The organism is Micromonospora sp. WMMC250 (assembly GCF_027460215.1).
GTDB lineage: Bacteria > Actinomycetota > Actinomycetes > Mycobacteriales > Micromonosporaceae > Micromonospora > Micromonospora taraxaci.
In genome coordinates this window covers 1,274,129-1,287,761 of record NZ_JAPZBJ010000002.1, presented here as the reverse complement: position 1 = coordinate 1,287,761, position 13,633 = coordinate 1,274,129, and the positions used below count along the sequence as shown (strand labels likewise).

Annotated in this window: 14 protein-coding genes; 9 read left to right on the top strand and 5 right to left on the bottom strand. The window is 73.0% G+C overall.

What is annotated here, in order from left to right; genetic code table 11:
* Positions 1 to 111 precede the first annotated feature (111 nt).
* From O3438_RS05460 to O3438_RS05435, 6 genes are all read left to right on the top strand, one after another.
* Positions 112 to 885, top strand: coding sequence for a lysophospholipid acyltransferase family protein (locus tag O3438_RS05460; protein ID WP_269678884.1), 774 nt, complete (start codon positions 112 to 114; stop codon positions 883 to 885).
* A 535-nt stretch (positions 886 to 1,420) separates the two neighbouring features.
* Positions 1,421 to 2,575, top strand: a complete 1,155-nt coding sequence (locus O3438_RS05455; RefSeq protein ID WP_269678883.1) for an NYN domain-containing protein — start codon at positions 1,421 to 1,423, stop codon at positions 2,573 to 2,575.
* A 52-nt stretch (positions 2,576 to 2,627) separates the two neighbouring features.
* Positions 2,628 to 3,395, top strand: a complete 768-nt coding sequence (locus O3438_RS05450) for a glycerophosphodiester phosphodiesterase (protein ID WP_269678882.1) — start codon at positions 2,628 to 2,630, stop codon at positions 3,393 to 3,395.
* Between the two features lie 18 nt (positions 3,396 to 3,413).
* Positions 3,414 to 4,805, top strand: coding sequence for an MFS transporter (locus O3438_RS05445; protein ID WP_269678881.1), 1,392 nt, complete (start codon positions 3,414 to 3,416; stop codon positions 4,803 to 4,805).
* Between the two features lie 56 nt (positions 4,806 to 4,861).
* Positions 4,862 to 5,587, top strand: a complete 726-nt coding sequence (locus O3438_RS05440) for a thymidine kinase (RefSeq protein ID WP_442929561.1) — start codon at positions 4,862 to 4,864, stop codon at positions 5,585 to 5,587.
* 196 nt (positions 5,588 to 5,783) lie between these two features.
* Positions 5,784 to 6,173, top strand: coding sequence for a hypothetical protein (locus O3438_RS05435; RefSeq protein ID WP_269678880.1), 390 nt, complete (start codon positions 5,784 to 5,786; stop codon positions 6,171 to 6,173).
* A 48-nt stretch (positions 6,174 to 6,221) separates the two neighbouring features.
* On the opposite strand, the gene O3438_RS05430 is transcribed toward O3438_RS05435, so the two are convergent.
* Positions 6,222 to 7,403, bottom strand: a complete 1,182-nt coding sequence (locus O3438_RS05430) for a low temperature requirement protein A (protein WP_269678879.1) — start codon at positions 7,401 to 7,403, stop codon at positions 6,222 to 6,224.
* Positions 7,390 to 7,848, bottom strand: coding sequence for an Rv0361 family membrane protein (locus O3438_RS05425; RefSeq protein ID WP_442929560.1), 459 nt, complete (start codon positions 7,846 to 7,848; stop codon positions 7,390 to 7,392). The genes O3438_RS05430 and O3438_RS05425 overlap by 14 nt, the downstream gene beginning before the upstream one ends.
* Positions 7,849 to 7,985: 137 nt before the next feature.
* Here O3438_RS05425 and O3438_RS05420 point away from each other — a divergent pair, with 137 nt between their 5' ends.
* The 3 genes from O3438_RS05420 to O3438_RS05410 all read left to right on the top strand — a co-directional run bounded on the left by O3438_RS05420 (position 7,986) and on the right by O3438_RS05410 (position 11,465).
* The gene (locus tag O3438_RS05420; RefSeq protein WP_269678878.1) at positions 7,986 to 9,689 is read left to right on the top strand and encodes an acyl-CoA dehydrogenase family protein; all 1,704 of its coding nucleotides are present in this window, start codon (positions 7,986 to 7,988) and stop codon (positions 9,687 to 9,689) included.
* 31 nt (positions 9,690 to 9,720) lie between these two features.
* Positions 9,721 to 10,890 carry an outer membrane protein assembly factor BamB family protein gene (locus O3438_RS05415; protein ID WP_269678877.1) on the top strand — a complete coding sequence of 390 codons (1,170 nt, stop codon included), beginning with the start codon at positions 9,721 to 9,723 and terminating at the stop codon, positions 10,888 to 10,890.
* 203 nt (positions 10,891 to 11,093) lie between these two features.
* A complete protein-coding gene (locus tag O3438_RS05410) occupies positions 11,094 to 11,465 on the top strand; it encodes a VOC family protein (protein ID WP_269678876.1) in 372 nt (123 codons plus the stop codon).
* A 76-nt stretch (positions 11,466 to 11,541) separates the two neighbouring features.
* On the opposite strand, the gene O3438_RS05405 is transcribed toward O3438_RS05410, so the two are convergent.
* From O3438_RS05405 to O3438_RS05395, 3 genes are all read right to left on the bottom strand, one after another.
* Positions 11,542 to 12,540, bottom strand: coding sequence for a tyrosine-type recombinase/integrase (locus O3438_RS05405; protein ID WP_269678875.1), 999 nt, complete (start codon positions 12,538 to 12,540; stop codon positions 11,542 to 11,544).
* Between the two features lie 67 nt (positions 12,541 to 12,607).
* Positions 12,608 to 13,033 carry an Hsp20/alpha crystallin family protein gene (locus tag O3438_RS05400; RefSeq protein ID WP_088991665.1) on the bottom strand — a complete coding sequence of 142 codons (426 nt, stop codon included), beginning with the start codon at positions 13,031 to 13,033 and terminating at the stop codon, positions 12,608 to 12,610.
* 68 nt (positions 13,034 to 13,101) lie between these two features.
* Positions 13,102 to 13,617, bottom strand: a complete 516-nt coding sequence (locus O3438_RS05395) for a GNAT family N-acetyltransferase (RefSeq protein WP_269678874.1) — start codon at positions 13,615 to 13,617, stop codon at positions 13,102 to 13,104.
* Between the last annotated feature and the right edge of the window lie 16 nt (positions 13,618 to 13,633).

Sequence of the window (13,633 nt, the reverse complement as noted above, 5' to 3'; positions counted from 1 at the left end):
GGCAGGGCCGGGCGGCCCGGAACGGCCCGGGACCAATGACCCTGATCACCCCGGGGCATCCGGCCGACCCGCCCGCACGACAGTGCCGCCGCGTGCGACGATGTCGCGCTGATGAACACCACGTACGCCACCTGGCAGCCGCCGCTCATCTGGCGCGGCGCCCTGCTCCTGGCCCGGGCCCTGGTCGGCCTGCTGGCCCGCCTCGAGGTCACCGGCGACGTCCCCGCGCACCTGCGTCGCGGGCCGCTGGTGCTGGCCGCCAACCACATCAGCCCGTTCGACCCGTTGGTGATGGTCGCCGCCTGCCAGACCCGCCGCATCGCCCCCCGGATCATGGCGACCGCCGGACTGTTCCGCGCGCCGCTGCTCGGCCCCGCCATGCGCCACGCCGGACACATCCGCGTCGACCGGGGAACCAGCGCCGTCCATCAGGCTCTCGACGACGCCGCCACCGCTGTCGCCCGCGGCTCGGTGATCCTCATCTACCCCGAGGGTCGCATCGGTCTGGACCCCGGCATGTGGCCCGAACGCGGCAAGACCGGCGCCGCCCGCCTCGCCCTGGCCTGCGGCGCCCCGGTCGTCCCGGTCGCCCAGTGGGGCGCGCACGAGGTGCTCCCCTACCAGGCGCCGCGGGGAATGCTGCGTGGCGTCGCCCGGTCACTGTGGCGTCGCCCGGTGATCCGGGTGCATTTCGGCGCCCCCGTCGACCTGGGCGAGTCGACCGCCGCCAGCCCCGGCGCGGCCCGCCGGGCCACCGACCGGATCATCGACGCGCTCACCGACACCCTCGCCCCGCTGCGCCCGGACGAGCCCGACCTGCCCCGGCACGTCGACCCGGGCCGCCCGAGCGACCTCAGCCGCGTCCACCGCCGCCGCTCGGCCTGAGGCCGCGACCGACACGACGCCGGGGTACGCCCATCCCCGGCCGCCCGACGACGGCCACAAGGCCGAGTCCAGCACCGGGTGCCGAGGTCGACCTGGCTCGACCTCGGCACCGGGGTGCTGTCCCGGGTGGCCCCGGTGGCGCGGATCGACCGGCTGCTGACCAGCAGGCGCCGAGGTGAGCCCGGCAACCCCCAACCCCCACCTCGCGTCCTTTGCTCTGCACCTGCGGGCGCACCAGCTACAGACAGTGCCTGTCGCATCCGCAGGTGCAGAGCAAAGGACGCAGGACAGGTGACCGGTGGGTGGCGCCGATGGGCCAGTCTGGGCGGAATTGCGCGACCTACGACCACCGAGATCAGCGCCACGGCCGGCAGCGGATAAGAAACGTCGCACCGGCGCAGCTCGGGTCGCCGTACCGCCTCGTCGCTGGTGTCCCCGGTCTGGGGGATGACGGTGGCTCGGCGGGGGGATGAGGTCGCCTCAGCAGGTCGGGATGCTGATTCACATCAGCCGACCGCCTGCTCGAAGGAGTGCCATGTCCGGATCTGGGTCCCGTACGGCGGCGGCGAGAACCGCGATGGACACGGTGTGGTCCTCGGTGACCTGGGCCTGTTGGAGGCACTGGCCGACCTGGACCGGATACGCGGCCGGGGCCTTCTCGCTGCTGTACGGCGCGCTGGGGCTGTACTGGACCGCCGGTGGCGACGGGTTCCCGTTCGCCCCGGTCGACCCGGCACGCGCGTCCGGGTCGATCCTGGAAGGCAGCCGCGCCGAGGTCGTCGCACCGATCATCGCCGTGCTCGGCCTGATCGGCGCGGTCGTCGCCTGGGTGATGACGCGCCGCGCCCGGCCCGGACGCCTGCCCACGGCGCTCGTCGTCTTCGGCTGGGCGGCGGCGGTCGGGCTGACCCTGGTCGTCCCCGACTACACCCTGATCGTCCTGGTGGCGTTCGCGCCGCTGCTGGTGGCCTTCGCGTTCCTCGGCGTGCCCGGTGAGCAGGGCGGCATCGGCGACATCCTGTACTGGCACCGAACGAACCTGATCATCGTGTTCCTCGGCGGCCTGCTCTGGGCCGCCGCGACCCTGGCGTACCAGAGGCGGGTCCGGGGAGCGTGCGCCCACTGCGGCCGCCGCCATGGGGGCGGTCACGGCCCGACCCGGCAGACGCTGCTGCGCTGGGGCCGGTGGGCCGTCCTGGTCGCCTGCCTCGCACCACTGCCCTACGAGGTCACCCGGATCGCCTGGTACCTCGGCTTCCCCCTCGGCGTCAGCGACGACTTCCTGCGGATGGTGCAGGGCACTCCCGGAATGCTCGAGGTCGGGCTCGGCTGCGCCGTCGCGTCGGCGGTGGGCGGCGTGCTCACCCACGGTCTGGTGGCCCGCTGGGGAGAGGTCTATCCGCGCTGGATGTGGTTCAGGGCCGGCCGACGGGTCCCGCCCGCCCTCGCCGTCGTCCCGGCGTCGATCGTCGCCCTGACGATCATTCCCGCCGGTCTGATGCTGCTCTGGACCACCGAAGCACGAGGCACCTGGGCACTGTGGGTTCCGAGTCTCTTCTGGCCGGTGTGGGGCGTCGGGCTCGGCGTCGCCACCATCGCGTACCACCGGCGCCGACGCGGGGTCTGCCACCACTGCGGAGAAGGCCACCCGGCGGTCACCCGTGCCGCAGCCCCGGCGCCCCGGGCCTGATCTTCGCCGGTAGGTCACCCGCGCTCCACCGACGGCGGGCATACTGCGTCGCGTGCTGACCCGATCCGGCTACCTCGACGCGCCCGCGCCGCTGGCGTTCGCCCACCGCGGCGGTGCCGCCGACGGCGACGAGAACACCACCGAGGCGTTCGCCCGGGCCATCGGGCTCGGTTACCGGTACGTGGAGACCGACGTGCACACCACCGCGGACGGCGTCGCGGTGATCTTCCACGACCCGACGCTGCGCCGCGTCACCGGTGAACCGGGGCGCATCGCCGAGATGAGCTGGGCCGACCTCGCCTCGGTACGCGTCGGCGGCGCCGCCGTCGTACCCCGGCTCGACGAGGTCCTCGGCGCCTGGCCGAAGGTCCGCTTCAACATCGACGTGAAGGCCGACGGCGGCGTCGAACCGACGGTCTCGACAGTGACCCGGGCCGGCGCCACCGACCGGGTGCTGCTCGCCTCGTTCAGCGACGCCCGCCTGACCCGGATGCGCGCGCTCACCGAGGGACGGGTCGCCACCAGCCTCGGCATGCGGGGCGTCGCCCGGCTACGCCTCGCCTCCCTGCACGGACGCCCGCTGCGGCTCCCCCCGTCGGTGGTCGCCGCGCAGGTGCCACCCCGCTACGGGCGGGTGCCGGTGGTGGACCGCCGGTTCCTCGACTACTGCCACCGGATCGGCCTGCAGGTGCACGTCTGGACGATCGACGAACCCGCCCAGATGCACGACTTACTGGATCGTGGCGTGGATGGCATCATGACCGATCACGTCGGCGTGCTGCGCGACGTCTACCGCAGCCGCGGCCACTGGGCCGCCTGAACCATTCCAAGGACCTCGATGGCCGAGACCGTGACCCCCACGGTGGACGACACCCCGCCTCCCGCGAGCACCCGCCGGGAGCGCCGGGGCTGGTACATCTACGACTGGGCCAACTCCGCGTTCCAGACCACCGTCATCACCGTGTTCCTCGGCCCGTTCCTGACCACCGTCGCCGAGGTGGCGGCCGGCTGCGAGCTGGGCGCGGACTCGTGCGACGGCTTCGTGTACCCGCTCGGCATCAAGGTCGCCGCCGGGTCCTACTACCCGTACCTGATCTCGCTGTCGGTGTTCCTCACCGTGTTCGTGCTGCCGGTCATCGGGGCGATCGCGGACCGGTCGGCGCACAAGAAGCGGCTGCTCGGCGGGGCCGCGTTCACCGGCGCCGGCGCCACCATCGCGATGGCGTTCGTCACCGGCGACCGCTACCTGCTCGGCGGGGCGCTCTTCCTGGTCGCCAACATCTCCTTCGGCGCCGCGATCGTGGTCTACAACTCGTTCCTGCCGCAGCTCGGCGGCCCCGACGAACGCGACGGCATCTCCAGTCGCGGGTGGGCGCTGGGCTACCTCGGCGGCGGTCTGCTGCTGGCGCTCAACCTGGTCGCGATCACCCTGCTCGACGACGGTGACAACCCGCAACGCACCCTGGACCTGGCCCGCTGGTCGATCGTGTCCGCCGGAGTCTGGTGGGCGCTGTTCACGCTGGTCCCGCTGCGGTGGCTGCGCGAGCGCCCGCCGGCGGCGGCGCTGACCGGTGGCGGCAACGTCCTCACCGACGGGTTCCGCCAACTCGGCCGGACCGTCCGCGAGATCAAGGCGTACCCGTTGACGCTGTACTTCCTGCTCGCCTTCCTGGTCTACAACGACGGCATCCAGACCGTCATCACCCTGGCCAGCCAGTACGGCACCGAGGAACTACGTCTGGAACAGAGCACCCTGATCATCACGATCCTGCTGGTGCAGTTCCTCGCCTTCGGCGGGGCGCTGAGCCTGGGGGCGTTGGCCCGGCGCATCGGCGCGTGGAAGACCGTGCTGCTCAGCCTCGTGCTCTGGACCGGTGTGATCATCGCCGCGTTCCGGCTGCCCGCCGAGGCGCCCGTGCCGTTCATGGTCCTCGGCGCGGCCATCGGCCTGGTCCTGGGCGGCAGCCAGGCGCTGAGCCGGTCGCTGTTCAGCCAGCTCATCCCCACCGGGAAGGAGGGCGAGTACTACGGCTTCTACGAGATCAGCGACAAGGGCACCAGTTGGCTCGGCCCGCTCGCCTTCGGCCTGGTGTTCCAGCTCACCTCCTCCTACCGGGTGGGCCTGGTCTCACTGCTGATCTTCTTCGTGGTCGGGTTCCTGCTCCTGGCCGCCGTGCCGATGCGCCGTGCCATCGTGGCCGCCGGCAACACGCCACCGCGGGTGCTCTGAGCACGTATCCCGCGCCCGACAGATCAGCAGTGGCCGATCGGCTAGGCTGCCCGACCGTGACTGACGACGCCGCCACCGCCCCGACCTGCCTCGCCCACCCGTTCCCCGGTCAGCCGCACGCTCCGGCCGGGTGCGCGGCGGCGCGCGGGCTGGACGGGCGGCCGGTGCACGCGGCGGCGCTGAAGTTCTTCTGGGGGCCGATGGACTGCGGCAAGTCCACGATGGCGCTGCAGATGAACTACAACCACGCCCGGCAGGGTCGTCGGGGGTTGGTCACCACCCGCATCGACAGGTCGTTGGGCCCGCAGGTCACCACCCGCATCGGGTTGGCCCACGAGGCCATCGAGGTCACCGACGACCTGGACCTGCGCGCGCTCGTGCGCGGCCGGTGGGCCGACGGGGTACGCGTGGACTACCTGATCTGCGACGAGGCGTGCTTCTACACCGTGGAACACGTCGAGCAGATGGCGGAGCTGGTCGACAGCTACGACGTCGACGTGTTCGCGTTCGGGCTGGCCACCGACTTCCGGTCCTGCCTGTTCCCCGCCGCGCAACGCCTCTTCGAGTTGGCCGACGAGGTGGCCCGCATCCAGGTCGAGGTGCTCTGCTGGTGCGGCCGGGAAGGGCTGCTCAACGCCCGCGTCGTCGACGGGCAGGTCGTGCGCGAGGGCGCGCAGGTCGTCATCGGTGACACCGTCGACACCGCCGAGGTGCGTTACCAGGTGCTCTGCCGCCGGCACTACCGCAGCGGCGACCTCGGGCCGGCGAGCGCCCCCCGCTGATCGCCGTTGCGACGGCCGCACTGCAATGTTCGCGGCATCGCGCGTGTTCGCCGACGAACAACCGAACAAGTCCGGACAAGGTCGTGAGCAGCCCGGACACAGGATGACTGTTCGGGACATGTTCGCACTCTTCCGTCGCGGCCGAAGCGCTTGCCAGCCTGGTTGGGCAACGATCGCTAACCGCCAAGGAGGCACCGTGTCCGCACGAACAATCCTCAGGGTCGCCGCTGTGGTGTCCGCCCTGGGAGCAGCGCTCGTCGTCGGGGCCGCCCCCGCGACCGCACAGGTCGCCGGGGCGGCCACCAGCGCAGCCGCCTGCTCCGCCGAGGACTGGGGCCCCTACGACTGGGGCTATGCCTACACGGTCAGCGGCAAGTCGTCGCCGCTGCGGACGGGGCCGTACTCCGGCTGCAGTTCGTACTCCGTACCGGCCAACACCGAGTTCTCCATCGACTGCCGCCTGTACAACGACGCCGGGAACCTCTGGTACCACGGTGAGGCCTACGTCAACGGTCAGTACCGCAGCGGCTGGATGTTCTCCGGCAACCTCACCTTCCCGTCCGGGTCGAACTTCGAATTCTGCTGACGTCGTACGGCACGGAACGCCCGCCGACCTTCGTGGTCGGCGGGCGCTTCACACTGCCCGTAGCTGGTCGGTCACGATGACCGCGACCGTCACGACCAGCGCCGCCGTGGCGCACACCGCGACCGGCACGTCCAAGCCCACGGCGACCGGTATCAGCACCAGGAGCACCACCACCGCCGTGATCCGGCTGGTCGGCGTGCGCCCCCACAGCAACGCCTTGTAGGCGGCGTGACCGGCCAGGAACAGTGCCGGGCCACCCAGGACCACCAGCGCGGCGACCGTCGTGGTGGGAGCGCCGGGCTCGCGCAGCAGCCGCTCGTCGCCCGCGGAGGTGACGATGACGCCGGCGACGATCACCGGGTGCAGGTAGTTGAACGCGACCCGGCTCAACGCGCCGGTGCGCTCGCCGGCCCGCGCGACGACCTCCGTGGCGGCGGCGGCCGAGCGGGCGAAGTACACCCACCACAGCGCCACCGAACCGGCGAACGCCAACAGGAAAGCCCCGAACGTCACCAGGTCCACGTGCCGGGTCAGGGTGCCCCCGGTGACCAGGATCGACTCACCCAGCGCGATCAGCACGAACGCCCCGCACCGGTCGGCCAGGTGCCCGCCCTCCACCATCCACCGCTCGGGGCGGCTGCGCCCCCGCCTCGGCAACGGGTACCCGATCCAGAGGCCGACCACCTCGATCACGATCACCGCCGCCCACAGCGCCTCCCGCGCCACCGGGCCGACCAGACCGCCGAGCACCATCAACACCGACGTGCCGGCTATCCACGGCAGCGACTGCTGGAACCCGGAGACCAGCCAGGGGTTGCCGCGCGTCGCCCACAGAGCGAACATCGTCCGGCCCACCTGCACGCCCACGTAGACCACCGCGAAGAGCAACCCGGTCCCGGCGAACGCCTGCGGGATCGCCGCCGACAGCGACAGGCTGCCCAGCGTCACCCCGATCAGCATCGCCCGTACCGGCCCCTGGTCCGGTTGCAGCCAATTGGTCACCCAGGTGGTGTAGATCCAGACGAACCAGACCAGGGCCAGCAACAACGCGGTACGCAGCGCGCCACGCCAGTCCGGGTGCTCGATCAGGTAGTGCGACAACTGGGTGATGGAGAAGACGAACACCAGGTCGAAGAAGAGTTCCGTCGAGGTGGTCGGCTGCACCCCCTGGCGCGGGCGCAGCAACCAGGGACGCGCCGGGGTGACGGCCGGCGGTTCAGAAGGGGTCACCGCACACCCGCCAGTCGCCGCCCTCGCGGACCACCGGTAGGCGACGTTCCTCGCTGAGTCCACCGTCACGGGTCACCTTCACCGTCACCGTGCCCTGCGGTCGACCGCTGTGGGTGGCGACCGACACGTCGGTGATCTCGTAGTCGGTGACCATCGGCGGGGTACGCACCCAGCTGGTGAAGCCGACCGCGCTCCACCGGCTGCGGGCGTCCTCGCAGAGCCGCTCGTACGCCCGGTCGCTGTCGCCGAGGGCCACCTCGCTGAAGAACCCGTCGGCGGTCTCCCGGATCGGGCCGGCGGCCTGACGGACGGTCTGTAGGTTCCAGGCGGCCAGGCCGGCCACGCCGACGCAGCACAGCGCCACACCGAACCCGGCGAACGCCAACCCGGTGCGCATCGGGCGGCTGCGCCGGGCCGGTCGGCTCCACGACTGACCGGCACCCACGACTACCGACCGTAGAGAACGTCGTCGCACCGAGGTACGACATGCCGAAAATCGGATCCGGGGACTCACCCTGTTCGCGGCGGCCACGGATCGTCTACCGTCGGCGCACACCCCCGAGCAGTGCCAGGAGCCGATCGATGAGCCGCTTCGTTCAGCCGGTGCCACCCCCCGTCGACCCGTACGCCGGTGACGGCCTGCTGCGCTCCTGGCTGGAGCGTCACCTCGGCCCGGACGGGCACGCCGCCGCGAAGGGCCGCCTCGCCGACCTGGCCGCCGACGTCGCCGGGCCGCTGCGCGCGGCGCACGCCGACGCGGAGGCGCACCCGCCGACGCTGGTCCGCTACGACGCGTGGGGCGCGCGGGTCGACCGGATCGACACCTCCGCCGGCTGGCAGGCGTCTCGGGCCGCCGCCGCCCGGCACGCGGTGGTGGCGCTGCCCTACCTGCCGGACGCCCGCGGCACCTGGGGCGCCGCCGCGCGGGTGGTGCAGCACGCCCTGCTGCACCTGTACGGGCCGGAGTCGGCGACGTTCTCCTGCCCGGTGGCGATGGCCGACGGGGCTGCCGCGCTGCTGAGCCTGCCCGAGGTGGACAACGGGATCCGGGACGCGTGGCTGCCTCGGCTGATCTCCACCGACCCGGCCGAGGCGATCACCAGCGGGCAGTGGATGACCGAGGCGCAGGGCGGCTCCGACCTGGGCCGCTCCAGCACGATCGGCCGACCCGCGGCGGATGGGTCCTGGCGGCTGACCGGGGAGAAGTGGTTCTGCTCCGCCGCCGACGCGGCGATGGCGGTGGCGCTGGCCCGGCCGGAGGGCGCCGGGCGCGGCAGCCGGGTGCTCGCGCCGTTCCTCGTTCCCCGGTACGCGGTCGATTCACCGCTGGCCGACGGCACGGCCCCGGGAGCGCCCGCGCCGGGTGTCACGGTGCACCGCCTCAAGGACAAGCTCGGCACGAGGGCGCTGCCGACCGCCGAGATCGGTCTGCGCGACGCGTACGCGCTGCCGCTGGGCGACCCGGCGGTCGCCGGCCTGGTTCGGGCGATGACCCTGGTCGTGGTGACCCGGGTGCACAACGCCGCAGCGGCGGCGGGCGGGATGCGACGCGGTCTCGCCTACGCCCGGGCGTACGCCGACGTGCGGCACGTGGCGGGCGGCGCGTTGGTGTCCTCGCCGCTGCACCGGGCCACCCTGGGCACCCTCGCGGTCGACGCGGCGGGCGCGTTCGCCCTGGCCGGGCACGCGTTCGCCCTGCTCGGGCGGGTCGAGGTCGGCGCCGACCCGGTGGCCGCGGCGGAGCTGCGGATCGTGGCGCCGCTGGCGAAGTTGGCCACCGGTCGACTGGCCGTCAGTTCTGCCAGCGAGTACGTGGAGAGCTTCGGCGGGGCCGGCTACGTGGAGGACACCGGCGTGCCCCGCCTGCTGCGCGACGCCCAGGTGCTGCCGATCTGGGAGGGCACCACGAACGTGCTGGCCCTGGACGTGCTGCGGGCGCTGACCCGGGAGGACGCCGGCGCGCCGGTGCTGGCCCGACTCGCCGCAGCCGTCGACCTGGCCCGACCGTTGTCGCCGGTGCTGGCCGACACGCTGGCCGCCACCGCCGCGCGGTTGGGCGAGACCATCACCTCGGTGACCGCCGACCCGGCCTCGCCGGGGGTGCTCGCCGGCGCTCGTGGCCTGGCGCTGCGCCTGGCGTACGCGCTGACGACCGCGTTGCTCGTCGAGCACGCCGCCTGGGGTGACGAGCAGGCGGAGTTGGCCGCCCGACTGTGGGCCCGCCGGTGGCTGCGGCACGAGGAGATCGCCGAGGACGCCCACCACCACCTGGACCTGCTCTGCTGAACGGGCGGCGCGAACGGATGGGTGGGCGCGCATGTCGGTGCTGATCGAGCTGGGAGACGACTGGGGTTCGCCAGTCGACGACCGCCCGCCGCCGCAGGTGTCGCGCCGTTGGCGGGCGGCGATGCTGGTGGCGGCGTGTGCCCTGCTCGGCGGCGCAGCCCCGGCCGCGCGCCTGACACCCCAGGTCGGGCCGGCGGTGCCCGCCCGGGCGACGGTGCTCGGTGCGGGGCCGCTGCTGCTGGTCGTCGACCCCGACCAGAACCCACCCACGCTGAGCGCCTACGACCCGGCCGCGCCGGGCGGCCCGCCCCGGTGGCGGGTCACCGTGCCGCCCGCGGCCGGGTGGTCCGCCGAGGCCGCCGGTGACCTGCTCCTGCTTGTCGAACGCGACCAGGCGCGCGGGGCGCGGGCGACCTCCGCACGGTCGATGCGGACCGGCCAGCCGGTGTGGCGGCGACCCGAGCGGGTGTACGCGGCCGGGGACGCGGCGGTCGCGGTGAGCGAGGTACGCAGCGCCTCCGAACCGGGACGTCGGGTCGAGGGCACGGTGCACGGCGTCGACCCGACCACCGGCGCGACCCGCTGGTCGGTCCCGCTGCCCTCCACGGCGGTGCTGCGGCCGCTTCCCGACCTGCCCGGGCGGGTGCTGCTGGTGCAGGACGACGGGCTGACCCGGCTGCTCGACGCCCATGACGGCACCGAGCGCGGTCGGGGACGGCTCCCGCCGGCCGACTACGGCCCGGACAATCCCCAGGTCGCCGGCGCGCATCTGGTGCTGCGCCACCCGAGCGGCAGCGCGGCGGCGCTGTCCGGGTACGACCTACCGGGGCTGGCTCCGCGCTGGCAGGTGCCGGTGCCACCGGGCGAGGTGACCCTTCGGCCCTGCCAGGGGCTGATCTGCGGGCAGGACGAGCGGGGACGCTGGGCGATCGACGCGAGCACCGGGGTGCGGCTGTGGACGTGGCCGGCGGGCGCGCGCTGGCGCACCGTGCCCGGCCCCCGGGGCGCCCCGGAACCCCTGCTGGTGCTGGGAATGGCGGCGGACGGCAGACGCTCACTGGTCGCGACGGTGGGTCGCGACGGTCACTGGGTGTCCGCGGTGCTCCCGGCGGGTGTGACCGACTGCCGGCGGGCCGGCACCGGGCTGCTCTGCCGCGATGGCGCGGCACGGCAGACATTCTGGCCCCTCGACGGCCCCTGACCCTGCGCCGCGTTGGTCATCTATCGGCATGATCAACACGGGTTCACCGAAATTGGGGTGTCCGAGGCATTGGGATACCCCGACTTCGCCGAACCCGTGTTGATCACCGGGTTCGGCGCGACCGTAGGGCGAGGGCCCGCCATTCGGCGTCGTGGCGAGCGTCGTGGGCCGGAGTTGTCGGACCTCGGCGGGATACTGCCCGCGTGACAGTCTCTGCGGACCTCGCCATGGTCAACCTCGACAGTTCCGACCCCGCCGGCCACGCCGCGTTCTACCACGAGGCGCTGGGCTGGGAGGTCACCCACAGCCAACCGGAGTACGCAATGATCAGGTCCGGTGGCGTCTCCATCGGCTTCGGCCTGGTGGAGGGCTACCAGCCGCCGTCCTGGCCGGACAAGACCGGCGACAAGCGTTACCACCTGGATCTCTACGTCGACGACCTCACTGCGGCGGAGCAGCAGCTCGTCGCCGCGGGTGCGTCCAAGCCGGACTTCCAGCCCGGTGGTGACCGATGGGTGGTGCTGCTCGACCCGATCGGGCAGCCGTTCTGCATCTGCCCCCGCCCGCAGAGCTGACCGCGCTGACTCGGCCCGCGCCGACGGGGACCAGGGTGGCTCGGCCCGCGCCGACGCCGACGCCGACCAGCCTGGGTCAGGCGCGCCGACGGGAGCGGGCGGCCCAGACCGCGTAGGCCGGGTCGCGGTCGAGGTTGTGCCGGTCCCGGTCGTAGCGGCGGGTGGTGCGCGGGTCGGCGTGCCCCATCGCGTCCTGCACGTCCTCCAACGGCACGCCCTCGGAGCGGGCGGTGGTGGCGAACGCGTGCCGCAGTGAGTGCGGGGACAGCTTCGCCCACGCCGGGATACCCGCTGCTCGGGCGAGCCGACGCACCAGCCGGAACACCGAGTGCCGGTCCAGCCGGCCGCCGGTCGCGGTGACCAGCAGTGGCCCGGTCAGCTGCGTCACCGGCACACCGGCGGCGGCGGCCCGTTCGGCCAGGTAGGCGTCCACGGCGTACCCGCTGCTGGGGGTGAGGGCGCGGCGGCGTTGCTTGCCGCCCTTGCCGACGAAGCGCACGCTGCGGTGGCCGCGTTCCGTGCCGAGGTCGGTCAGGTCCAGCGAGATCAGCTCCCCGACCCGCAGGCCGAGGTCGGCGAGGAGCGCGATCGCCGCGCGGTTGCGGGCAGCGGTCACTCCGGTGTCCGCGTCCGCGGCCGCGAGTAGCGCGTCGACCTCTTCGGGGGTGAGCCCCAGGGTGGCGGAGTGGTCCCGGTCGACGCGAGGGCGGTCCGCGCCGGAGACCGGGTTGGCCGGGACCGCGCCCAGTTTGACCAGGAAGTCGTACCAACTGGACAGCGCGGAGAGCCGTCGCGCCACGGTCGCCGGTGTCAGCGGCCGGCCGCTACGGGCGCCGATGGTGGCTTCCAACGCCCGCGCGTACTCGTTGACCTGCAGGAAGGTGGCCCGCAGCGGGTCCAGGTCTCGGCCGGCGCACCAGGTGAGCCAACTGGTGACGTCACGGCGGTACGCGTCGCGGGTGTGCTCGGACAACCGCCGGTTGCGCAGCCACGCCTCGGTGACCTCGACCGGCCCGCTCGGCAGAGCGGGGGTCGCGGACGGGCGGGCGAGCACCGGAGCGTCGGGTAACACCATGTGAAAAAGGCTCTCAGCCTCGGGTGGGATCGTCGTGCAGGCGCGCCGATCCCACCCGAGGCCGTGATCACGCGTTGATCTGGCGGCGTCCTTCGCCGTTGGCGCTGATGGTGACCCGGCGGGGCTTGGCCCGCTCGGCGACGGGGATGCGCAGCGTCAGCACCCCGTGCTCGTAGCCGGCCTCGAGCTTGTCGGTGTCGAGGGTGTCGCCCAGGAACAGTCGCCGGGTGAAGGTGCCCATCGGACGTTCGGCGGCCACCAGCTCGACGCCGTCGCCGCTGGGCCGGCGACGCTCGGCCCGGACGGTGAGCACGTTGCGCTCGACGGTGCAGTCGATGGTGTCGGGGTCGACGCCGGGCAGGTCGAACGCCGCGTAGAAGTGGTCCCCGTCGCGGTACGCGTCCAAGGGCATCGTCGCGGGACGGGCTGCCGTACCGAAGAACTGCTCGGCGAGCCGGTCGATCTCGCGGAACGGGTCGGTACGCATCAACATGGTCATGCCTCCTCGGTTCTCCTGGCCGAAGGTGATGAGTTGAGTCGGTGCGACTCAACTTCCTCTTCTTATTTAGCGCCTTCGGACGCGTACGTCAACTGCTTCTCGAACCAGTGCTCGGCGTAGGGGCCCGACGAGTACGCCGGGATCTCCACGTACCCGTGCCGGGCGTACAGGGCGCGAGCCTCGACCAGGTCGTTGCGGGTGTCGAGGCGGATCCGGCCCACCCCGGCGGTACGGGCCGCCTGCTCGACGGCGGCCAGCAGCGCGGCACCTCCTCCGGCGCCTCGATGCTCGGGTCGGACGAACACCCGGGTCAGCTCGGCCCAGTCCGACTGCCAGCGCAGTCCGGCGCAGCCGGCCAGGTCGGAGCCGTGGTGGGCGAGCAGCAGCAGTCCACTCGGGTGGGTCAGGTCGTCGCCGGGCATCTCGGCCAACGCCGCGTCGACCTCACCGGGCAGGGCCTGTCGGCGGTGGTAGCGGACCACCATCTCGGTCATGTACTCGCGCAGCAGTCGCACCGCGTCGGGCTGGTCGGGTCGGGTGGCACTGATCGACCACGTTGGTCGGGCGGTGACGGTCACCTGTCGATCATCACCG